At 72.0% G+C, this 21,448-nt stretch carries 20 protein-coding genes; 2 read left to right on the top strand and 18 right to left on the bottom strand.

Annotation, left to right across the window (positions count from 1 at the left end):
* Positions 1-7 precede the first annotated feature (7 nt).
* The 14 genes from nuoK to RQG84_RS12935 all read right to left on the bottom strand — a co-directional run bounded on the left by nuoK (position 8) and on the right by RQG84_RS12935 (position 13,327).
* Complete coding sequence (nuoK, locus tag RQG84_RS13000) at positions 8-277, bottom strand: NADH-quinone oxidoreductase subunit NuoK (RefSeq protein WP_055966220.1); 270 nt, start codon at positions 275-277, stop codon at positions 8-10.
* 20 nt (positions 278-297) lie between these two features.
* The gene (locus RQG84_RS12995) at positions 298-1,104 is read right to left on the bottom strand and encodes an NADH-quinone oxidoreductase subunit J (protein WP_311210360.1); all 807 of its coding nucleotides are present in this window, start codon (positions 1,102-1,104) and stop codon (positions 298-300) included.
* The gene (gene nuoI, locus RQG84_RS12990; RefSeq protein WP_055964060.1) at positions 1,101-1,697 is read right to left on the bottom strand and encodes an NADH-quinone oxidoreductase subunit NuoI; all 597 of its coding nucleotides are present in this window, start codon (positions 1,695-1,697) and stop codon (positions 1,101-1,103) included. The genes RQG84_RS12995 and nuoI overlap by 4 nt, the downstream gene beginning before the upstream one ends.
* Entirely contained in the window at positions 1,694-2,956 is a 1,263-nt protein-coding gene (gene nuoH / locus RQG84_RS12985; RefSeq protein ID WP_056579966.1) for an NADH-quinone oxidoreductase subunit NuoH, read from the bottom strand. Before nuoH ends, nuoI begins: the two co-directional genes overlap by 4 nt.
* Entirely contained in the window at positions 2,949-5,411 is a 2,463-nt protein-coding gene (locus tag RQG84_RS12980; protein ID WP_311210359.1) for an NADH-quinone oxidoreductase subunit G, read from the bottom strand. Before RQG84_RS12980 ends, nuoH begins: the two co-directional genes overlap by 8 nt.
* Positions 5,408-6,733 (bottom strand): NADH-quinone oxidoreductase subunit NuoF, encoded by a 1,326-nt coding sequence (nuoF, locus tag RQG84_RS12975; protein WP_311210358.1) that lies wholly within the window; start codon positions 6,731-6,733, stop codon positions 5,408-5,410. Before nuoF ends, RQG84_RS12980 begins: the two co-directional genes overlap by 4 nt.
* Complete coding sequence (gene nuoE, locus RQG84_RS12970) at positions 6,726-7,577, bottom strand: NADH-quinone oxidoreductase subunit NuoE (protein ID WP_311210357.1); 852 nt, start codon at positions 7,575-7,577, stop codon at positions 6,726-6,728. The genes nuoF and nuoE overlap by 8 nt, the downstream gene beginning before the upstream one ends.
* The gene (locus RQG84_RS12965; RefSeq protein ID WP_396135299.1) at positions 7,574-8,923 is read right to left on the bottom strand and encodes an NADH-quinone oxidoreductase subunit D; all 1,350 of its coding nucleotides are present in this window, start codon (positions 8,921-8,923) and stop codon (positions 7,574-7,576) included. The genes nuoE and RQG84_RS12965 overlap by 4 nt, the downstream gene beginning before the upstream one ends.
* Positions 8,920-9,600, bottom strand: a complete 681-nt coding sequence (locus tag RQG84_RS12960) for an NADH-quinone oxidoreductase subunit C (RefSeq protein ID WP_055966216.1) — start codon at positions 9,598-9,600, stop codon at positions 8,920-8,922. Before RQG84_RS12960 ends, RQG84_RS12965 begins: the two co-directional genes overlap by 4 nt.
* Before the next feature lie 254 nt (positions 9,601-9,854).
* Complete coding sequence (locus RQG84_RS12955; RefSeq protein ID WP_311210356.1) at positions 9,855-10,409, bottom strand: NADH-quinone oxidoreductase subunit B family protein; 555 nt, start codon at positions 10,407-10,409, stop codon at positions 9,855-9,857.
* Positions 10,409-10,768 carry an NADH-quinone oxidoreductase subunit A gene (locus tag RQG84_RS12950; protein ID WP_311210355.1) on the bottom strand — a complete coding sequence of 120 codons (360 nt, stop codon included), beginning with the start codon at positions 10,766-10,768 and terminating at the stop codon, positions 10,409-10,411. The genes RQG84_RS12955 and RQG84_RS12950 overlap by 1 nt, the downstream gene beginning before the upstream one ends.
* 145 nt (positions 10,769-10,913) lie before the next feature.
* Complete coding sequence (locus RQG84_RS12945) at positions 10,914-11,288, bottom strand: helix-turn-helix transcriptional regulator (protein WP_055964033.1); 375 nt, start codon at positions 11,286-11,288, stop codon at positions 10,914-10,916.
* Positions 11,289-11,292: 4 nt separating this feature from the next.
* The gene (locus tag RQG84_RS12940; RefSeq protein ID WP_311210354.1) at positions 11,293-12,504 is read right to left on the bottom strand and encodes an MFS transporter; all 1,212 of its coding nucleotides are present in this window, start codon (positions 12,502-12,504) and stop codon (positions 11,293-11,295) included.
* 130 nt (positions 12,505-12,634) lie between these two features.
* Positions 12,635-13,327, bottom strand: a complete 693-nt coding sequence (locus RQG84_RS12935) for a demethylmenaquinone methyltransferase (RefSeq protein WP_055964025.1) — start codon at positions 13,325-13,327, stop codon at positions 12,635-12,637.
* A gap of 32 nt (positions 13,328-13,359) precedes the next feature.
* Between RQG84_RS12935 and RQG84_RS12930 the strand changes: the two genes are divergently transcribed.
* Positions 13,360-14,640 (top strand): isochorismate synthase MenF, encoded by a 1,281-nt coding sequence (locus RQG84_RS12930; RefSeq protein ID WP_396135298.1) that lies wholly within the window; start codon positions 13,360-13,362, stop codon positions 14,638-14,640.
* Positions 14,641-14,740: 100 nt separating this feature from the next.
* On the opposite strand, the gene RQG84_RS12925 is transcribed toward RQG84_RS12930, so the two are convergent.
* The 4 genes from RQG84_RS12925 to RQG84_RS12910 all read right to left on the bottom strand — a co-directional run bounded on the left by RQG84_RS12925 (position 14,741) and on the right by RQG84_RS12910 (position 20,642).
* Complete coding sequence (locus RQG84_RS12925) at positions 14,741-16,285, bottom strand: aldehyde dehydrogenase family protein (RefSeq protein ID WP_311210353.1); 1,545 nt, start codon at positions 16,283-16,285, stop codon at positions 14,741-14,743.
* Entirely contained in the window at positions 16,282-17,877 is a 1,596-nt protein-coding gene (locus RQG84_RS12920) for a GMC family oxidoreductase N-terminal domain-containing protein (protein WP_311210352.1), read from the bottom strand. Before RQG84_RS12920 ends, RQG84_RS12925 begins: the two co-directional genes overlap by 4 nt.
* 225 nt (positions 17,878-18,102) lie before the next feature.
* Positions 18,103-19,695 carry a thiamine pyrophosphate-binding protein gene (menD, locus tag RQG84_RS12915; RefSeq protein WP_311210351.1) on the bottom strand — a complete coding sequence of 531 codons (1,593 nt, stop codon included), beginning with the start codon at positions 19,693-19,695 and terminating at the stop codon, positions 18,103-18,105.
* Positions 19,692-20,642, bottom strand: coding sequence for an o-succinylbenzoate synthase (locus tag RQG84_RS12910; RefSeq protein WP_311210350.1), 951 nt, complete (start codon positions 20,640-20,642; stop codon positions 19,692-19,694). The genes menD and RQG84_RS12910 overlap by 4 nt, the downstream gene beginning before the upstream one ends.
* 128 nt (positions 20,643-20,770) lie before the next feature.
* Here RQG84_RS12910 and RQG84_RS12905 point away from each other — a divergent pair, with 128 nt between their 5' ends.
* Positions 20,771-21,424: an SDR family oxidoreductase gene (locus RQG84_RS12905; protein WP_311210349.1), complete on the top strand. Its 654-nt coding sequence runs from the start codon at positions 20,771-20,773 to the stop codon at positions 21,422-21,424.
* The last annotated feature ends 24 nt before the right edge of the window (positions 21,425-21,448 follow it).

Below are 21,448 nucleotides of genomic sequence, written 5' to 3'. Positions count from 1 at the left end.
TACCCCTTCAGAGCTTCAGGAGGCTCGCCTCGTCGACCGAAGTCGTACGACGCGTGCTGTAGATGGACACGATGATGGCGAGGCCGATGACGACCTCCGCCGCGGCCACGACCATGACGAAGAACGCCGCGATCTGGCCGTCGAGGTTGCCGTGCTGACGGGCGAAGGTGACCAGGGCGAGGTTGGTCGCGTTCAGCATGAGCTCGATGCACATGAAGACGACGATCGCGTTGCGGCGCACCAGGACGCCGACCGCACCGATGGTGAACAGGATCATCGACAGCGTGAGGTACTCGTTCACGACTCGTCCTCCCGGCCCGCGGCCCCGGAGCCCCGCCGGGGCTCTCCGTCGTCCTCGTCCTCGTCACGGAGCTGGTCGGTGACGGCGTGGATGTCGTCGTCGAAGCCGTCGCGCAGCTGGCCGCGCGCGACGATGCTCGGCGAGACCGAGTCGTCGGCGGGGGTGCCGTCGGGCAGCGGGGCCGGGGTGTCGACCGCGTTGTGGCGGGCGAAGACGCCCGGCGTCGGCGGGTTGCCCGGGTGGCGACCGGTGGCGGCGTACTCGGCCATCCGGTCCCGGGCGATGTCGCCCTGGCTGCGCCGGGGCGTCAGGGCCTCGCGGTGCGCGAGCACCATGGCGCCCAGCACCGCGGTGACCAGCAGCGCGGCGGTGAACTGCATCGCCACGACGTAGGGGCTGAACATCAGCTCCGCGAGCCCGAACACGTTGCCGTTCTCGTTGGCCGACCCCAGCCCGGTGACCGGGCCGAGGGCCGTCTGGCCGACGGCCGTGACGAGCACGAGGCCGAACCCGAGACCGGCGACGGACGCGGCGAGCCGCTGGCCCTTGATGGTCTCGGTGAGCGACTCCGAGGAGTCCACGCCCACGAGCATCAGCACGAACAGGAAGAGCATCATGATCGCGCCGGTGTAGACGATGATCTGCACGGCGAACAGGAACGGGGCGCCCTGCGCGGCGTACAGCACGGCGAGCCCGATCATGACGACCGCGACGCTGAGCGCCGCGTGCACCGCCTTGCGCGCGAACAGCAGCCCGAGGGCGGCCACCACCACGATCGGCGCGATGATCCAGAACGCGGTCACTCGCCCGGCTCCTCGTCCGTGGTCGCGCCACCGCTGGTGACGCCGACGATCGGGAGGGTCTTGCCCGCGTAGTAGTCGTGGTGGTCGTCGCTGATCAGCATGCCGTGCGGCGGCTCGACCATGCCCGGAAGCAGGGGTGCCAGCAGGTCGGACTTCTCGTAGATGAGGTCCTCACGGTTGTTGTCGGCCAGCTCGTACTCGTTGGTCATCGTCAGGGCGCGCGTGGGGCACGCCTCGATGCACAGGCCGCACAGGATGCAGCGCAGGTAGTTGATCTGGTAGACGCGGCCGTACCGCTCCCCCGGGCTGAAGCGCTCGTCGTCGGTCGTGCCGTTGGAGGCACCCTCGACGTAGATCGCGTCGGCCGGGCACGCCCAGGCGCACAGCTCGCAGCCCACGCACTTCTCGAGCCCGTCGGGCCAGCGGTTCAGCTGGTGCCGGCCGTGGAAGCGCGGCGCCGTCGGCACCTTCTCGAAGGGGTACTGCTGCGTGACGGGCTTCTTGAACATCGTGCGGAACGTGACGCCGAACCCGGCGATCGGGTCCCACAGCGTCTCCTTCAGGCTGCCTCCGCCGTTCGACTGCTGACTCATCGTCGGACGCCCTCCTTCCGGTTCCAGGACTGCTCGGGCATGGGCGGGGTCGGGTACCCCGCAGCGGGGCCCTCGCCGTCGGGCGCGGTCGCGCCGTCGGCTCCACTGGTCGGCACGGTTTCGGGCTTCTTCCGCTCGGGGATGAACAGGCTGACGAGCAGCACCACGGCGGCGACCCCGGCCGCGACGAACAGCGTCTGGCGGTCGAAGGTGCCGTCGGTCATGCCCTTGCGGACGATGATCACGGCCACGATCCAGGCCAGCGAGATGGGGATGAGCACCTTCCAGCCGAACGCCATGAACTGGTCGTAGCGCATGCGGGGCAGGGTGCCGCGCAGCCAGATGAACAGGAAGATGAAGCCCAGCGTCTTGCCGAGGAACCACAGCACCGGCCAGTAGCCCTCGTTGAGCATGCCGTCGTTGATCTGGCCGAGGCCGAACGGGGCGCGCCAGCCGCCGAGGAACAGCGTGGTGGCCAGCGCCGAGACGGTGACCATGTTGATGTACTCGGCCAGGAAGAACAGCGCGAACTTCAGCGACGAGTACTCGGTGTGGAACCCGCCGACCAGCTCGCCCTCGGCCTCCGGCAGGTCGAACGGCGCGCGGTTCGTCTCGCCGACCATGGCGATGATGTAGATGATGAACGACGGCAGCAGCGGCACGAAGAACCACAGGTCCTCCTGCGCGGCCACGATCTCGCTCGTCGACATCGAGCCGGCGTAGATGAACACCGTGACGAAGCTGAGGCCCATCGCGACCTCGTAGGAGATCACCTGGGCGCTCGAGCGAAGACCGCCGAGCAGGGAGTACGTGGAGCCCGAGGACCAGCCGGCCAGCACGATGCCGTAGACGCCGATCGACGTGACCGCCAGGACGTACAGCACGGCGACCGGCATGTCGGTCAGCTGCAGCGGGGTGACGGTGTCGGTGAACGGGATCCGCACCTCCGGACCGAACGGGATGACCGCCCAGGCCAGGAACGCCGGGATCGTGGCGAGGATCGGCGCCAGCACGTAGACGACCTTGTCGGCCGCCTTGACGACGATGTCCTCCTTGAGCGCGAGCTTGACGCCGTCGGCGAGGCTCTGCAGCAGGCCGAACGGGCCGTGCACGTTCGGGCCGACGCGGTGCTGCATGCGGGCCACGACGCGGCGCTCGAACCAGATGTTGAACAGCGTGTAGACCACGAGGATCACGAAGACCAGCAGCGCCTTGAGCGCCACCACCCACAGCGGCTCGTTGCCGAACAGCTCACTCATGAGCGGCACCTCCGGCGCTCAGGCGGACGACCGAGCCGTGATCGGCGCCGAGGACACCGCGCAGGTGGACGCCGTTGTTGCCGGGTGCCCACACGACGCCGTCGGGAAGGTCGGCCACCTGCGTCGGGAAGGCGGCGCTGCCGAGGTCGGTCGCGATCGTGGCGATGCCGCCCGGCTCGACACCGGCCGAGGCGAGGGTCGCGACCGATGCCTTGAGCACGGCCGGTCGCGCGGTGGCGCGGTAGCGCTCCTGGCCGTCCTGCAGCCGGCCGTCGTCGACCAGCTGGCGCCACGTGGCCAGCAGGACCTCGCCGGACCCGGGTGCCGACGGTTCGGGAGCAGCCAGGTCGGGGTCGGCGACGCCGGACCCGTCCCACGGCCCGAGCTCCCGCATGCTGCGCATGGCGCCGGCCGTGGTGCGGAAGCCGAGCGGTGCACCGAGCTCCTCCGCGATGCCGGCGAGCACCCGCACGTCGGTGAGGGACCCGGGAACCTGGAGCACCGTGTCGAACGGACGCAGCCGTCCTTCCCAGGTGACGAAGGTGCCGGACTTCTCCACGGGCGGGGCCACCGGCAGCACCACGTGCGCGGCACGGGTGACCTCGCTCTCGCGGACCTCCAGGCTGACGACGAAGTCGGCGGCGGCCAGGGCGGCACGTGCGGCGGCGGGGTCGGGCAGGTCGTCGATCTCGACGCCGCCCACGACGAGGGCGCGCAGCTGGCCCTTGGCGACGGCCTGCAGGATGCCGCTCGTGTCGCGTCCGGCCTTGGCCGGCACGGAGCGGATGCCCCAGGCCGCGGCGAGGTCGGCGCGCGCCTCGGCGTCACCCACCGGGCGTCCTCCCGGCAGCAGGGTCGGCAGGCACCCGGTCTCGACGGCGCCACGATCCCCCGCACGGCGCGGCACCCACGCGAGGCGGGCTCCCGAGCGCTCGGCCAGACGCACGGCGGCGCTGAAGGAGCCGGGCGCACTGGCGAGACGGTCACCGAGCAGGACGATCGCCCGGGCGTCGAGGCCCAGCTCGTCCGCGGCGGTGCCCAGTCCGTCCAGCACCGAGGCCTCCTCGCCGGGTCGGGCGGTGAGCAGCTCACCGCCGCACTTGGCGAGGCCACGGGTGGTGTGCGAGCCCACCGCGACGACGCGGACGCCGTGCTTGGAGGCCTTGCGCAGGCGCAGGAAGAGCGTGCCCGCCTCGTCCTCGGGCTCGAGCCCGACGAGCAGGACGGTCGAGGCCGACTCGAGGTCGCGCGTGACGACGTCGCGCCGGGCCGCCACCCGCGCAGCGAGGAACGTCGACTCCTCGAGGGAGTGCGGACGGGTACGGAAGTCGATGTCGTTGGTGCGCAGGGCAGCGCGGGCGAAGACGCTGTAGGCGTAGGCGTCCTCGGCGGTCAGGCGACCTCCGGGCAGCACGCCGACCTTGCCCGCGGCCTCGCGCAGACCGGCCGCAGCCGCGGCAAGCGCACCCGGCCACGACGCCGCCACCAGCTCGCCGGAGTCCGGGTCGCGCACGAGCGGCGTCCGCAGCCGGTCCTGCTGACGGCTCCACGAGAACGCGAAGCGGTCCTTGTCGGTGATCCACTCCTCGTTGACCTCGGGGTCGTCACCGGCCAGGCGGCGCATGACCGCGCCGCGACGGTGGTCGACGCGGATCGCGGCGCCACAGGCGTCGTGCTCACCGACGGACGGTGTCGAGACGAGGTCGAAGGGGCGCGACCGGAACCGGTAGTCGGCACTCGTGAGGGCGCCGACCGGGCAGATCTGGATGGTGTTGCCGGAGAAGTAGGAGTGGAACGGCTGCTCGCCGCCCTCCCGGCGGTCACCGAAGGCCGCCTCGTCGGTGGCCGGTCCGATCCCGACCTGCTGACGGGCCCCACGCTCGACGAGCGCGATGAACGGGTCGCCCGCGATCTGCTCGGAGAAACGGGTGCAGCGGGCGCACAGCACGCAGCGCTCGCGGTCGAGCAGCACCTGCTCGGAGACCGCCAGCGGCTTGGGGAACGTCCGCTTGGTCTCGGCGAACCGGCTCTCGCCGCGGCCGTGGCTCATGGCCTGGTTCTGCAGCGGGCACTCGCCGCCCTTGTCGCACACCGGGCAGTCGAGCGGGTGGTTGACGAGCAGCAGCTCCATCGTGCCGTGCTGGGCCTTCTCGGCGACGGGCGACGTGACCTGCGTCCTGACGACCATCCCGGGGGCCACCTCGAGGGTGCACGACGCCTGCGGCTTGGGGAACCCACGACCGTTGCCGGCGTCGGGGACCTCCACGAGGCACTGGCGGCACGCCCCCACGGGCTCGAGCAGCGGGTGGTCGCAGAAGCGCGGGATCTCGGTGCCCACCAGCTCGGCGGCGCGGATGACGAGCGTCCCCTTGGGCACGCTCACCTCGACGTCGTCGATGGTGCACGTGACGAGGTCGACGGGGGTCTGCGTCTCGCGGGAGGCCTCGAGGGTCATGCGGTCACCTCGCTCGGGAACAGGGTCGACGCCGCAGGCGGGAACAGCTCGGCCGACGGCGTGTGCAGGCCGGCCTCGAACTCGCTGCGGAAGTGCTGGATGGCCGACGTGATGGGGCTCGTGGCGCCGTCGCCCAGCGCACAGAAGGACCGGCCGAGGATGTTGTCGCAGAGGTCGAGCAGCAGCTCGATGTCGCCCTCGCGGCCCTCGCCCGCGTCGAGACGCTGCAGCACCTGCACGAGCCACCAGGTGCCCTCGCGGCACGGCGTGCACTTGCCGCACGACTCGTGCTTGTAGAACTCGGTCCAGCGCAGCACGCAGCGCACCACCGACGTGGTCTGGTCGAAGACCTGCAGGGCCTTGGTGCCGAGCATGGACCCCGCCGCGCCGACGCCCTCGTAGTCGAGGGGGACGTCGAGGTGCTCGGCGGTGAGGATCGGGGTGGAGGAGCCACCGGGGGTCCAGAACTTCAGCTCTGCGTCGGTTCCATCGGGCCGCTGACGCATGCCGCCACCGAGCTCGAGCAGCTGGCGCAGGGTGATGCCGAGCGGCGCCTCGTACTGACCGGGACGCTTCACGTGCCCCGACAGCGAGTAGAGCGTGAAGCCCTTGGACTTCTCGGTTCCCATCGAGCCGAACCAGTCGATGCCACCGCGCACGATGGCCGGCACGGAGGCGATCGACTCGACGTTGTTGATGACCGTGGGGCTGGCGTACAGACCCTCCACGGCGGGGAACGGCGGGCGCAGCCGGGGCTGGCCGCGACGGCCCTCCAGCGAGTCGAGCAGCGCCGTCTCCTCGCCGCAGATGTAGGCGCCCGCGCCGGCGTGGATGACCAGGTCGACCCGACGGCCGGAGCCCAGGACGTCGGCCCCGAGGTAGCCGGCCTCGTAGGCCTCGCGGCACGCGGCGCGGAGCCGGCGCACGACGTGCAGCACCTCGCCGCGCACGTAGATGAAGGCCTGCTCCGCCCGGATCGCCAGGCTCGCGATGATGACGCCCTCGATCAGCTCGTGCGGGTTGGCCATCATGAGCGGGATGTCCTTGCAGGTGCCCGGCTCGGACTCGTCGGCGTTGACCACGAGGTACTTGGGGTTCGGGTTGTCCTGCGGGATGAAGCTCCACTTCATGCCCGTCGGGAAGCCAGCGCCGCCACGGCCGCGCAGGCCCGCGTCCTTGACCAGGGTGACGATCTCGTCGGGCGCCATGTCGAGCGCCGAGCGCAGGGCCGCGTAGCCGTCGCGCTCCTCGTAGGCCGCGCGGGTCCAGGACCGCTCGTCGGCCCAGTTCCGGCTCAGCACCGGCGTCAGCACGTCAGTCATCGCTCTCCTTCGACCCGCCACCCTCGACATCGGCACCGGACTCCTCGGCCACGGTCTCGTCCTCGGCCCGGCCGGTGTCGGCCTCCGCCTCGGCCCTGTCCTTCTCCGCCCGTGGCCCGGAACCCCCGCCGGCGGCCTTGGACTCGGTCGCCGCGCTCGTCGGGCCACCGGCGGTCGTGTCGAGCGGCGGGGCGGACCAGCCGCGCTCGTTGGCGATCTCCAGACCCACCAGCGACGCGGCTCCCGCGGACGGACCCTCGTCGACCCGGCCGTCCTCGAAGCCGGCGAGCACGCGCTCGGCCTCCCGCCAGCTGGTGATCGTGGCCCCGCGGCTGGAGGTGACCTGCTCGCCGGCACGCAGCCGGTCGACGAGCTCCACGGCCGACTCCGGCGTCTGGTTGTCCATGAACTCCCAGTTGACGGTCAGCACCGGCGCGTAGTCGCAGGCCGCGTTGCACTCGATGTGCTCGAGGGTGACCGTGCCGTCGGCGGTGGTCTCGTCGTTGCCGACGTCGAGGTGGTCCTTGAGCCGCTCGAAGATCAGGTCGCCGCCCATGACCGCGCACAGCGTGTTGGTGCACACGCCCACGTGGTGCTCGCCCATGGTCCGACGCTTGTACATCGTGTAGAAGGTGGCGACGCCCGAGACCTCGGCCGCCGAGAGGCCGAGCAGCTCGGCGCAGAGCTCGATGCCCTCGGCCGTGACGCTGCCCTGCACGGACTGCACGAGGTGCAGCATCGGCAGCAGCGCGGAGCGCGCCTGCGGGTACCGCCCCATGAGCTCGCGCAACTCGCTCACGGTTGCGTCGTCGATCGCCGGCGTGGACGACTGCAGCTCACTCACCTGTCGACACCTCCCATGACCGGGTCGATGCTGGCGATGGCCACGATGACGTCGGAGATCATCCCGCCCTCGCTCATGATCGACGTGCCCTGCAGGTTGATGAAGCTGGGATCGCGGAAGTGCGCGCGGTACGGGCGGGTGCCGCCGTCGGACACGACGTGGCAGCCGATCTCGCCGCGCGGCGCCTCGATGGCCACGTAGGCCTGGCCGGGCGGGACCCGGAAGCCCTCGGTGACGATCTTGAAGTGGTGGATGAGCGCTTCCATCGACTCGCCCATGATGTGCCGGATGTGCTCGGCGGAGTTGCCCTGGCCGTCGGAGCCGACGCTGAGCTTGGCCGGCCACGCGATCTTCGGGTCGTCGACCATGACCGGCGCACCCTCGAGGGTCGCCAGACGGTCGATGGCCTGCTCGACGATGCGCATGGACTGCCACATCTCCTCCAGGCGCACCCGGAAGCGGCCGTAGGCGTCGGGCTCGTCCCAGGTGACGACGTCGAAGTCGTACGTGTCGTAGCCCCAGTACGGCTGCTTGCGGCGCAGGTCCCAGTCGTAGCCCGTGGCGCGCAGCGGCGGGCCGGTGAGACCGAGTGCGAGGCAGCCGTCGAGCTCGAGGTGGCCGACGCCCTTGAGGCGCCCCTTGAAGATCGGGTTGGCGTTGCAGAGGGCAGCGTACTCGGGCAGGCGCTTCTTGAGCACCGCCACGGTGTCGCGAAGCTGCTGCAGGCCCCCGGCCGGCAGGTCCTGGGCCACGCCGCCGGGGCGGAAGTACGCGTGGTTCATGCGCAGCCCGGTGATCGCCTCGAACAGGTCGAGGATCAGCTCGCGGTCGCGGAACCCGCAGGTCATGACCGTCAGCGCGCCGATCTCCATGCCGCCCGTGGCGATGCACACGAGGTGGGAGCTGATGCGGTTGAGCTCGAGCATGAGGACACGGATGACCTGGGCCCTCTCGGGGACGTCGTCCTCGATCCCGAGCAGCCGTTCGGTCGCGGCGACGTAGGCGGCCTCGTTGCTGAAGGGGGCCACGTAGTCCATGCGGGTGCAGAAGGTCACGCCCTGCGTCCAGGTGCGGAACTCCATGTTCTTCTCGATGCCGGTGTGCAGGTAGCCGATGCCGGGACGGGCGTCCTTCACGGTCTCGCCGTCGATCTCGAGGATCAGGCGCAGCACGCCGTGCGTCGACGGGTGCTGCGGGCCCATGTTGACGACGATGCGGTCACCGTCGACGGCCGAGGCGTCGATGGTGTCCCAGTCCTGGCCGGTGACCGTGAAGACCGGTCCCGACGGCGTCTCGCTGGTGCCGGCGTACGCGTCGTGAGTGCCGGTCTCGTGGGTGCTCGTCACGAGTAGCTCCTGCGCTGGTCGGGGCTCGGGATCGTGCCGCCCTTGTACTCGACCGGGATGCCGCCCAACGGATAGTCCTTGCGCTGGGGGTGGCCCTGCCAGTCGTCGGGCATGAGGATGCGGGTGAGGGCGGGGTGGCCGTCGAACTCGATGCCGAACATGTCCCAGGCCTCGCGCTCCTGCCAGTCGGCCGTCGGGTAGGTGGCCACGACGCTGGGCACGTGCGGGTCGGCGTCGGGGCAGGTGACCTCGAGCCGGATGCGGCGGTTGTGGGTCATCGACAGCAGGTGGTAGACGACGTGCAGCTCGCGGCCGGTCTCGTGCGGGAAGTGCACGGCCGAGAGGCTGCTGCAGAACTCGAAGCGCAGGGCCGGGTCGTCGCGCAGGTGGCGGGCGGTGTCGGCGAGGGCCTCGCGGCGGACGAAGAAGGTGATCTCGCCGCGGTCGACGACGACCTTCTCGATCGCGCCGGTCTCCTCGGTGAGGGTGGCGAGCCGGCCGTGGACGTCGTCCCACCAGCTGGTCCCCCCGGCACCGAAGGGCGGCTGCGAGGGGGCGGGCATGGCCACGGGACGGGTCATGCCGCCGTAGCCGCTCGTGTCGCCGGTGCCGTGCACGCCGAACATGCCCTCGCGGACGTCGACGACCTCGAGGGTCTCGGCGTCGCTGGGGACCACGCTGGTGTCGTCGCTCCCGGCCCCGTCGTCAGTGGCCCCGTCGTCAGTGGCCCTGGCGTCAGTGGCCCTGGCGTCCGCGGCCCCGGCCTCAGCAGCCCCGGACCGAGCAGCCCCGGACCGAGCAGCCTTGGGGTCGCGGGAGCGGTCCTGCGTGTCGGTGCGGGCGTCGACGGTCTCGGTCTTGTCGCCCACCGCGGGCTTCTTCGCCTTGTCGGCGGCCTTCTTCCTCGCGGGCTTCTTCTTCTCGTCCGCCATCAGCGCATCAGGCCCTTCATGGCCGACGTGGGCGTGGCCGACAGAGCGACCTGCTCGTCGGCCTTGATCTCGGCGAGGCGGTTGGCGCCGAGCTTGGTGTGCTGGATCTGGTCGTGCAGCTTGAGGATCGCGTCGATCAGCATCTCGGGACGCGGCGGGCAGCCGGGTAGATACATGTCGACGGGGACGATGTGGTCGACGCCCTGGACGATCGCGTAGTTGTTGAACATGCCGCCGGAGCTGGCGCACACACCCATGGCGAGCACGTACTTGGGCTCGGCCATCTGGTCGTAGATCTGGCGCAGGACGGGCGCCATCTTGTTGCTCACGCGGCCGGCGACGATCATCAGGTCGGCCTGGCGCGGGCTGGGGCGGAAGACCTCCATGCCGAAGCGCGAGGAGTCGAACCGGGGCGCGCCGAACGTCATCATCTCGATCGCGCAGCACGCCAGCCCGAAGGTGGCGGGCCAGAACGAGGCCTTGCGCATGTAGCCGGCGAGGCCCTCCACCGTCGAGAGCAGGACGCCGCTGGGCAGCTTCTCCTCGAGACCCATCAGGTCCACTCCATTCCGCCGCGCCGCCACTCGTAGGCGTACGCGATCGTGACGTTGACGAGGAACAGCAGGATCGCGAAGACCGCGAACCAGCTCATCTGGTCGAAGGCGACCGCGAAGGGGTAGAGGAAGACGATCTCGATGTCGAAGATGATGAACATCATCGCGGTGAAGAAGTACTTGATGCTCACCTTGCCGCCGCCCTCGGGCAGCGGGCTCGGCTCGATGCCGGACTCGTAGCGGTCGAGCTTGGCGCGGTTGTACCGCTTGGGCCCGGTGAACGGGGCGATGCCCACGCTGAACACGGCGAACCCTGCCGCGAGCGCACCCAGGACGAGAACGGGTGTGTACTCGTTCACCGCCACCTCCAGCGAGATCGACGCAACCTGACGTAGAGCGAGATCGTGACCTTGTGAATCACTTCACAACGTGACCTGCGCCTCACTCTACGCCCGGCTCGGACCGCCTGTAACTGAGGTCACACTAACCTCGCCCCGCGCGCCGTCAGCGGTGGTGCGGCTCGCCCGTCACCACGTGGTCCGCATGGCCGATGGCCTCGAGCAGGAGCCGCCGCAGATGGCCGCCGACGAGCGTGTACCGCACCCGTCGGCCCTCGCGGTGTGCCTCCACGAGGCCGGCCAGCCTCAGCTTCGCCAGGTGCTGGCTGACCGAGGTCCGGCTCGCGTCCACGGTGTCGGCGAGCGTGGAGACGTCGGCGTCCTGACGGGCGAGCACCCACAGCAGGTGCAGCCGGGTGCGGTCGGAGAGGAGCCCGAAGACCTCGGACGCCTCCGCCAGGCGCTCCGGAGTCGGCTCGACGTCGTGGCGCAGGCTCGGCTCGGCCCGCACCGTCCTCGCATCCGCACCGGTGTCGCTCACCCGGTCATTGTGTCGCAGGCACGGGCTCCTCCGACCCGGCGCGCCGCGGCGTCAGAACCACGACCGCCGCCACGAGGGCCACCCCGCCGAGCGCCACGAGCGCGAGGGCCGGGGAGACCTGCACGCCGACGAGCCCCGCCAGCGGGTACGTGAGGAGGTAGCAGGCGTGCGACCACGCGAAGTGGCCGGCGAACAGCACCGAAAGGGTCCGCCCCTCGGCCTGGGCGCGCAGCACCTGACCCGACGGAGTCAGCACGAGCGACGACCCCAGGCCCAGCAGCGCCCACAGGACCACCAGCCCTGCAGTACTGCCGACCGCAGCCCCACCGGCCAGCAGCGTGACGGCGACGACGACCGCGCCGAGCCGCATCGTCGACCACGGGTCGCCCCGACCCGGCAGCCAGCCGGCGCGCGAGACGAGCAGCGCCCCGACGACCGACCCGGCGCCGAACACGGCCAGCACGACCCCCACCCCTACCTCCGCGCCGCCGACGTCGTCCACGAGCGTCGGCGTGAGCACCAGCGCCGCGGCGTACGCACACGCAGCCACGAGGTCGAGCAGGAGGAGCCGGCGCAGGGCCGAACGCCGGAGGAACTCCACGAACCCGCCGCCCACGCGGTCGTCGTCCCGCACCGGCGGGGCGGCACCAGGCGGACGCGCCAGGAGCACGGCGACCGCGGAGCCGACGAAGCCCGCCCCGGCGAGCACGAAGAGCGCGCGGGCGTCGACGACGAGCAGCGCGAGTGCCGCGAGGGACGGACTCACCACGGCCTCCGCGTCGTAGGCCACGCGCGACAGCGACAGCGCCTGGCGGTAGTCGCCCTCGTCGCCGAGTACCCGAGGCAGCAGTGCCTGGTAGGCGGGCGTGAAGCCCGCCGAGGAGGCTTGGAGGACCAGCACGAGCAGGTAGACCTGCCAGGTGGCGTCGACCAGAGGCAGCGCCAGTGCCACCGTCACCCGCACGACGTCGGCCCCGACGAGCACCCGCAGCGGTGCCCAGCCCGCGGTCACGCGTGCGATCCACGGCGACAGGACGACGTACGCGGCGATCTTCACGGTCAGCGCCGTCGCCAGCACCCCCGCCGCCCGCGGTCCGGCGAGGTCGGCGGCGAGCAGCGCGAGGGCGACCGTGAGGACGCCGGTCCCCAGGAGGCCGCTCAGCTGCGCGGCGAAGAGCCGGGCGTAGGTCGGGTGACGGCGGAGCGTGGTGAGCACGTCACCATCATGTGCGCATGCGCGCACATGTGCAACGGCGAAGGCATTTTGGCTGGCGCGGCCCCGACGTTCGGCTCGCGCAGGTTCGCCCCCGCGGACGTGCCGACGCGCTAGGGCCTCCCCCGCCCGGTCAGGGACGGACGGAGTGGTGCAGCGCGACGATCCCGCCGGAGAGGTTGTGCCACTCCACACGGCCCCAGCCCGCCTCGACCATGCGCAGCGCCAGACCCTTCTGGTCGGGCCAGGCGCGGATGGACTCCGCGAGGTAGACGTACGACTCCGGGTTCGACGACGTGCGGCGCGCGATGCTCGGCAGCGCCCGCATGAGGTAGTTGGAGTAGAGCGCGTCGAACGGCTCCCACGTGGGCGTGCTGAACTCGCACACGACGATCCGTCCGCCGGGGCGGGTCACGCGCAGCAGCTCGGTGAGCCCCTGCACCGGGTCGTGGATGTTGCGCAGGCCGAAGGAGATCGTGACGGCGTCGAACGAGGCGTCCGCGAACGGGAGCCGCATGCCGTCGCCCGCGACGAACGGCAGGTGCGGGAAGCGACGACGGCCCTCCTGGAGCATGCCGAGGGAGAAGTCGCACGGGACCACGGTGGCGCCGGCCTCGCGGAACGGCTCGCTCGACGTGCCAGTGCCCGCGGCCAGGTCGAGGATGCGCTCGCCGGGCTGCGGATCGACCAGCTCGACGACCCGACGGCGCCAGCGTCGGTCCTGTCCCATCGACAGCACGTCGTTGGTCAGGTCGTAGCGACGCGCGACGGTGTCGAACATGCGCGCGACGTCGCGGGGCTCCTTGTCCAGGCCTGCTCGGGTCACCTCCTTACCTTCCCACGAGTAGCCTGGATCGGGTGACGAGCCCTCCGACGCCAGCCGTCGACACCGCCTCAGCAGCGAGCCCCCTGCCGAGGCCGCTCGTGGCCCGCACCGTGGAGGTCGACGATCCGGGCCCCCTCCTGGCCCTGCTGGGCCGCGACGTCGACGCCGTCGCCTGGGTGCACCACGGTGACGGACTCGTCGGCTGGGGTCGTGCCGCCGCGTTCTCGACGGACGGCCCCGACCGCTTCGAGCGCGCGCACCGCTGGTGGCGCGAGGTCACCCGGCACAGCGTCGTGCGCGACGAGGTCGAGGTGCCCGGGAGCGGCCTGGTGGCCTTCGGCAGCTTCGCCTTCGCCGACGACGGCCGCGGCAGCAGCCTCGTCGTCCCCGAGGTCCTGGTGGGCCGACGCGACGGGCGCAGCTGGGTGACGGTCGTCGGCACCTCGATCAGGACCGCACCCGAGCTCGTCCCCGCCGAGGCTCCCGTGCACCCGACCGGCATCGACCTGGTCGACGGGCCCGTCGACAGCGACGCCTGGCAGGACGTCGTCGCCGAGGCGGTGCGTCGCATCGCCGCCGGGCAGCTCGACAAGGTGGTGCTCGCCCGCGACCTCGTGGCCGAGCTGGACGAGCCGCTCGACGTCCGCGCCCCCCTGCGTCGCCTCGCCCGTGACTACCCCGGCTGCTGGACCTTCCACGTCGACGGCTTCTTCGGCTCCACGCCGGAGATGCTGGTGCGCCTGGAGCGCGGGCTGGTCACGTCGCGCGTGCTGGCCGGCACGATCCGGCGGACCGGCGACGACACCCGCGACCTCGCGCTCGCCGCGTCCCTCGCGCGGTCCAGCAAGGACCTCGAGGAGCACGAGTACGCGGTGCGCTCGGTGGCCGAGGCGCTCGCACCGCACTGCCGCAGCACCAACGTCCCCGACGCCCCGTTCGTGCTGCACCTGCCCAACGTCATGCACCTCGCGACGGACGTGACCGCCGTGCTGCGCGGCGACGCCAGCGCCCTCACCCTCGCGGCCGCGCTGCACCCGTCGGCGGCCGTCGGCGGCACCCCCACCGACGCCGCCGTGGCCCTGATCGCCGAGATCGAGGGGCTCGACCGCGGCCGCTACGCCGGGCCGGTCGGCTGGATCGGGGCCGAGGGCGACGGCGAGTGGGGCATCGGGCTGCGCTCGGCGCAGCTGGAGGCCGACGGCCACCGCGTGCGCCTGTTCGCCGGCTGCGGCATCGTCGCCGACTCCGTCCCCGCCGACGAGCTGGCCGAGAGCCAGGCCAAGCTCGTGCCCGTACGCGACGCCCTCGCCTGACGCCGACCGACCAGTCCCCACGTCTCGGACACTTCCGGGGCACTTTCGTGCCCTGGAATGCCCCGCAGGTGTCCGAAACGCGAGGACTGACGGGTCGGGACTACTCCTTGAGCGTCTTCTTGCCGCCGTGCAGCAGCGTGACGATGAGGTTGAGGCCCTTCTCGTCGCGCACGGTGCGCTTGAAGGACGTAAGGTTGAGCGGCGGTGCGTAGCGCTGGCGCGTGATGGCCTTGGCGTACGTGAACTCCTTGAGGCCGTCGGGGCCGTGGATGCGCCCGAAGCCGGACTCGCCGACGCCGCCGAACGGCAGGCCGGGCACGCCCGCGAACGTGATGATGCCGTTGACCGACGTCATGCCCGAACGGATGCGACGGGCGATCTCCATGCCGTTGCGCTTGGAGAACACCGCACCGGCGAGGCCGTACTTGCCGGCGTTCGTGAGCCGCACCGCCTCGTCCATGTCGCGCACCGGGTTGATCGCCAGCGTGGGGCCGAACGTCTCCTCGGTGATCGCGCTGGACGTCTCCGGGACGTGGGTCAGGATCGTGGGCTGGACGAACCGCTCGCCCACCGCGTCGATGCCGCCGACGACGGCGGTGGCACCGCGGTCGAGGGCGTCCTGGACGTGGCCGCGGATCACGTCCACCTGCGACGGCATGGTGATGGGGCCGATGTGCGCGCCCGCGTCACCACCGGCGCGCAGCCCCTGGGCCTGCTCGGTGATCTCGGCGACGAACGCGTCGAAGACCCGCTCGTGCACGTAGACGCGCTCGGTGCCGATGCAGGTCTGGCCGGCGTTGGACATGCCGCCCCAGAGCGCAGCCTCGGCGGCCTTGGCGATGTTGGCGTCCTGGTCGACGATCAGCGAGTCCTTGCCGCCGGCCTCGATCACGACGGGCGTGAGCCGCTCGGCGCACGCGGCCATGACCTTCTTGCCGGTGGCGGTGGAGCCGGTGAAGGCCAGCTTGTCGACGCCCGAGGTGCACAGGGCGGCACCCGTGGGGCCGAGGCCGGTGATCGTCTGCAGGACCGGGATGCCGCCGACGACCTCGCTGAGGGTGTCGGCCAGCCACACGCCGACGCCCGGCGTGTACTCGCTGGGCTTGAACACGACGGTGTTGCCGGCGGCGAGGGCGTAGGCGATCGAGCCCATGGGCGTGAAGACCGGGTAGTTCCACGGACCGATGACGCCGACCACGCCGAGCGGCTTGTACTCGACCGTGGACTTCTGGTTGGCCATGACCAGGCCGGACGACACGTTCTGCGGGCCGAGCACCTTCTTGGCGTGCTTGGCGGCCCAGGCGACGTGGTCGATCGCGAGCGCGATCTCGAGCTGTGCGTCGGCGATCGGCTTGCCCGTCTCGCTGCGCGAGAGCGCCGCCAGCTGCGCGATGCGGCGGGTGATGACGCTGCGCCACGTGAGCAGGTGCTCGGCCCGCTCGTCGAAGCTCAGGGCACCCCACCACTGCGCGGCGTCGCGGGCCCGCTCGACGGCGAGCGCGACGTCCTCGGGGCCGGCGACCGGGTGGACACCGACCACGTCGCCCGTGGCCGGGTCGAGCGACTCGAAGGTCTCGACACCGTCGGCGGGCACCGAGGCGGACGTGGCGGGCGGGTTCGGGTGACGGTCGAACGTCGAGGTCATCGGGACTCCTTGATGAGGTCGGCAGCCTTCTCGCCGACCATGATGGTGGGGGCGTTGGTGTTGCCACGGGGGACGGCGGGCATGACGGACGCGTCGGCGATCCGCAGGCCCTCCACGCCGCGGACGCGCAGCTGCGGGTCGACGACGCTGTCGTCGCCCGTGCCCATCGCGCAGGTGGCGACGGGGTGGTAGAGCGTCTGGCACAGGCGCCCGATGGAGGCCAGCACCTGGTCCTCGGTCGGGTCGAGCGACGCGGGCTCCCACGGCGCCTTGACGAAGCGGGCCAGCGGACCGTCCTTGAGGATCTCGCAGGCGCGACGGATGCCGGCGGCGAGCGCCTCGAGGTCGGCGCGGTCGTCGAGGTAGCCCGCCTCGATCTCCGGCTTCCACGTCGGGTCGGCCGAGCGGAGGCGCACGTGCCCGCGGCTCTGCACGTTGACCAGCGTGGCGGCGAGCGTGAGCGCCGGCTGCGACGGCTCGTGCAGGCCGTTGTCCCAGAAGCCGGTGGGCGCGAAGTGGAACTGCAGGTCGGGCAGGTCGAGGTCGTCGCGGCTCTTGAAGAACGCGCCGGCCTCGGCGACGTTCGAGGTGAGCGGTCCGCGGCCGAGCTTCTGGGCCTTGAGCAGCTGGGGCAGGTTGAGCGACGCGGCGATGTCGGTGGTGTCCTGCGTGTGGGCGAGCACGCCCGACACGGGGTGGTCCTGCAGGTTCTGGCCGACGCCGGGCAGGTCGACCTGCACGTCGATGCCGTGCTCCTTGAGATGGGCGCCCGGGCCGATGCCCGACAGCATGAGCAGCTGCGGTGAGTTGACGGCGCCACCGGCGAGGACGACCTCGCCGTTCACGCGCACCGACTCGGTGAACGCGCCGCGCCGGTACGTGACGCCCACCGCACGCTTGGAGCCCTTCGTGCCCTCGAGGTCGATCGACGTCACGAAGGCCTCGGTGCGCAGCACCAGGTTGGGGCGGCCGAGCGCAGGCCGGATGTAGGCGTCGGCCACGGACCAGCGCCGACCCTTGCGGCACGTGACCTGGTACAGCCCGGCGCCCTCCTGCTCGGCGCCGTTGAAGTCGTCGGTGCGCTTCATGCCGTTGGCCGCGGCCGACTCGACGAACGCGGTGCTGAGCTCGTGGTCGTGGCGGCGGTCCTCGACGTGCAGGGGACCGTCGTTGCCGTGGAAGGAGTTGCGGATCCGCTGGTTGCCCTCGGACTTGCGGAAGTACGGCAGGACGTCGTCGTAGCCCCAGCCCTCGGCGCCGTAGCCGTCGCGCCACTCGTCGTAGTCGGCGTGGTTGCCGCGGATGTAGATCATGGCGTTCATCGACGTGCAGCCACCGAGCGCCTTCATGCGGGGCCAGTCGGCCCGGCGATTGCCGAGGTGCTTCTGCGGGGTGGTCTGGTAGCCCCAGTCCCACGACGTCTTGAACAGGGTGGAGAAGCCGGCCGGCAGGTGGATCATGTCGTCGTCGTCGGCCGGGCCCGCCTCGAGCAGCAGCACCCGGACGTCGGGGTCCTCGCTCAGGCGCGTGGCGACGACGCCGCCACCGCTGCCCGACCCGATGACGACGTAGTCGAAGGTCTCGATCCCCATGTCCGTCCTTCCCTCGTCCGGCTGCGAGGTCGTGGACGACCTACCGCCGGGATGCGTGATGCGCGTCACCACCGTACTCCCGGCATGGTCGATGACACCAGAACTGTCACGGTTTCTCGCCCACCGGACGGCCTGTCGGACTGCGCCATCGGAGGGGGCCATCGGAGGGGGCCATCGGAGGGGGCCATCGGACGGGGCCATCGGACGGGGCGTGGCCCTCTGCGGTCAGGAGCCGGTGAGGGCGCTCGTCGCGGCGGCGCGCAGAGCGACGTCGAGGGCACGGCGGTCGTCGCGACGCAGGGTCACCTCGACCACCTCGAGCCCACCCGTCGGTGACGCGAGTGCGGCGGCGAGGCCGTCCGGCTCCACGCGTCGATGCGGCACGCGGTACCCGGCGCAGAGCGCGCCGAGATCAGCACCGGTGGGCGTGCCGAAGACGCGCTCGAAGGCGTCGGCGTGGTCGGGGCCGCCCTGCTCGAGCGTCGCGAAGATGGCGCCGCCGTCGTCGTTGACCACCACCACGGTGAGGTCGGGTCGGGGCTCGTCGGGGCCGACCAGCAGCCCGTTGCTGCCGTGCAGGAAGGTCAGGTCGCCGACCAGGGCGAGTGCGCGGGAGGAGTCACGCGCCAGCGCCGCGCCGATCGCGGTCGAGAGGGTGCCGTCGATGCCCGCAAGGCCGCGGTTGGCGACCACGTAGCGACGTTCCCCCACGGTCCATGGCATCGCGACGACGTCGAGGTCACGGATCGGCTGGGACGCGCCGACCACCAGCAGACCGCCGGGTGGGAGCGCCTCCGCCACGGTGCGGGCGACGGCGAGCCCCGACGCGGGGTTCGCGGCGACGACGGCGTCGACCGCGCCGACCACCCGCGCGTCGGCGTCGGTCCACTCCTGCAGCCACGCGGCGTCACCGACCCCGTTCGCCGCGACCTCGTCGGTGAACGTGACGCGCGGACCGGCGGGCACCGGGAACGTGGCCTGCGTGCCCACGTGCACCACGTCGACGTCGACGCGGGCGAGCAGCCGCGTGACGGGTCGGCTCAGCGTGGGGTGGCCGAAGGAGACCACCCGTTCGATGCGTCCGGCGAGGGGTTCGTGGCCGAGCAGGAGCCGGTAGGTCGGCAGGGCGCCGCCGGTGCGCGAGCCCGACGTCGGCTCGGCGAGCAGCGGCCAGCCGGCGTCGCGGGCGAGCACGCGCGCGCGTCGGCCCGCATCGTCGCCGGCGAGCACGACGGTGCGGGGCCCGGCGTCGAGCGTGACCAGGGTGCCCGGTTCGTACGCCCGACGCACGCTGCCCAGGACGGACGCTGCGGGGTCGTCGAGGGTCCAGTCGATCGGCTCCACCAACGGCTCGTCGAGCTCGAGGTTGAGGTGCACCGGCGCGTCCGGGCCCATCAGCAGCTGCTTGACCCGGTCGATGCTCCGGATGCCGGGGAAGATGTCCGGCTGCACGGTGGTCTGGTTCGCGCCGGTGCCGCGCAGCCGCGCCGGGCGATCCGCGGTGACGGCGAGCACGCCGATGCCCGCATGCAGCGCCTCGAGCATCGCCGGGTGCAGGTTGGCCACGGCGGTGCCCGACGTCGTGACCACGGGCACCACGCGGTGGGAGGTGCGGGCCAGGCCCAGCGCGAGGAAGCCGGCCTCCCGCTCGTCCACGCGCACGTGCAGACGAATGCGTCCGGCGCGGTCGGCGGCGTGCAGGGCCAGGGCGATCGGCGCCGACCGCGAACCGGGCGACAGGACGGCGTCCGTCACGCCGTGGGCCAGCAGCGTGTGCAGCAGCCGACGCGCGACGCCGGTGGCGCGCTGCTCGCTCACGGCGCGTCCCCCACCCGGAGCAGCGCCTCGACACGCTCGAACCTGGCCCGCCAGGCGGCGCCGGTCGGGGCATCGGCCGCGACGACGGCGAACGCCTCGTCGTCGACCTCGACGGAGCGCACGGGCAACCAGCCGTCGACGGGCACCAGCGGGGCGTCCGTCACGTCGCCGCCGAGCAGCGAGGTGGTGCCCAGGCCGCAGGCGTAGGGCAGCTCCGGGAGCGCCGCGGCGAGCGCCACCCCGGCGGCGAGTCCCACGGACGACTCGACGGCACTGGAGACCACGACGGGCAGCCCGATCTCCTCGGCGACCCGCAGGCACGCTCGCACGCCGCCGAGCGGCTGGACCTTGAGCACCGCGACGTCGGCGGCCTCGAGGTCACGCACGCGGTACGGGTCGGCGGCACGCCGGATCGACTCGTCAGCCGCCACCGGCACGTCGACGCGACGTCGGACGAGTGCGAGCTCCTCGACGTCGGCGCACGGCTGCTCCACGTACTCGAGGGTGCCGACGGTGTCGAGCGCCCGGATCGCCACGACGGCGTCGTCGACCGACCAACCGCCGTTCGCGTCCACCCGGACCCGCCCGGCAGGACCCAGGGCGTCGCGCACCGCCTCGACGCGGGCGATGTCGTCGGCCAGCGACTGCCCGCGCTCGGCCACCTTGACCTTCGCCGTCGACGCTCCCGAGGCGCGCACGATCGCCGCCGCCTGCTCGGGGCCGACGGCCGGCACGGTGGCGTTCACGGGCACCCGGTCGCGCACCGGGTCCGGCCAGCCCTGGTGCGCCGCCTCGAGGGCGCTGGCGAGCCACGGCACGCACTCGACGTCGCCGTAGTCGAGGAACGGGCTGAACTCCCCCCAGCCGGCCTCGCCCTGCAGCAGCACACCCTCGCGTCGGGAGATGCCGCGGAACCGCACGGGCATCCCGATGGCGAAGGTGTGCACCGGCCGAGCCTATCGCCGCCGGGACACCCGCACCGGCGCGTCGGCCACCGGCTCCTGCGAACGGTGAGCCTGCGCACACCACGCCGCCCGGACCTGCACCCTCACCAGGGGCGTGCCACGGTGGAGGCATGTCGCAGATCGCCATCGTCGGGGGCCACGGCCAGATCGCCCTCCACCTCATCGACCAGCTCCGCGCCCGCAGCCACGACGTCGTCGCGCTCGTGCGCAGCGACGCCCACGTGTCCGACGTCGAGCAGCGTGGTGCCACCGCGCGCCGCCTCGACATCGAGAAGCAGGACGCCGACGGCTTCGCCCACGCCTTCGAGGGATGCCACGCCGTGGTGTTCGCCGCCGGCGGCGGCGCCGACGGCAACCTCGACCGCAAGAAGAGCGTCGACCTCGAGGGGTCGCTGAAGTCGATCGACGGGGCGAAGCTCGCCGGCATCAGTCGCTTCGTGCAGGTCTCGGCCATCGGCGTCGACCTGCCGCTGCCCGAGGACACCGACGACGTGTGGCGCGCCTACGTGGAGGCCAAGCGCGACGCCGACGTCGCCCTGCGCGGGAGCGGCCTCGACTGGACGATCGTGCGCCCCGGACGCCTCACCGACGACCCGGCTCGCGGCACCGTGACGCTCGGCGACTCCGTGGCCCGGGGGGAGATCCCCCGCGCCGACGTGGCCGCCGTGCTCGCGGAGTCCCTCGACACCGGGGCGGGCATCGGCCGTCAGTGGGACCTCGTGTCCGGAGACACCCCGATCGACCAGGCCGTCGCCTCCGCCTGACGCCACTCGGACCTCGGGCGGGCT

Origin of the sequence: Aeromicrobium sp. WCS2018Hpa-31, assembly GCF_031843905.1 — a bacterium.
Lineage (GTDB): Bacteria > Actinomycetota > Actinomycetes > Propionibacteriales > Nocardioidaceae > Aeromicrobium.
The sequence above is the reverse complement of the archived record's forward strand: the minus strand, read 5'-3'. Positions and strand labels throughout refer to the sequence as shown.

Excerpts from the sequence above, each read along its gene's own strand:
- RQG84_RS12955 (WP_311210356.1), bottom strand. The coding sequence starts at position 10,409 with ATGGGTCTCGAGGAGAAGCTGCCCAGCGGCGTCCTGCTCTCGACGGTG.
- nuoK (WP_055966220.1), bottom strand. The coding sequence starts at position 277 with ATGATCCTGTTCACCATCGGTGCGGTCGGCGTCCTGGTGCGCCGCAAC.
- nuoI (WP_055964060.1), bottom strand. The coding sequence starts at position 1,697 with ATGAGTCAGCAGTCGAACGGCGGAGGCAGCCTGAAGGAGACGCTGTGG.
- RQG84_RS12925 (WP_311210353.1), bottom strand. The coding sequence starts at position 16,285 with ATGACCTCGACGTTCGACCGTCACCCGAACCCGCCCGCCACGTCCGCC.
- RQG84_RS12920 (WP_311210352.1), bottom strand. The coding sequence starts at position 17,877 with ATGGGGATCGAGACCTTCGACTACGTCGTCATCGGGTCGGGCAGCGGT.
- RQG84_RS12980 (WP_311210359.1), bottom strand. The coding sequence starts at position 5,411 with ATGACCCTCGAGGCCTCCCGCGAGACGCAGACCCCCGTCGACCTCGTC.
- RQG84_RS12905 (WP_311210349.1), top strand. The coding sequence starts at position 20,771 with ATGTCGCAGATCGCCATCGTCGGGGGCCACGGCCAGATCGCCCTCCAC.
- nuoH (WP_056579966.1), bottom strand. The coding sequence starts at position 2,956 with ATGAGTGAGCTGTTCGGCAACGAGCCGCTGTGGGTGGTGGCGCTCAAG.
- nuoF (WP_311210358.1), bottom strand. The coding sequence starts at position 6,733 with ATGACTGACGTGCTGACGCCGGTGCTGAGCCGGAACTGGGCCGACGAG.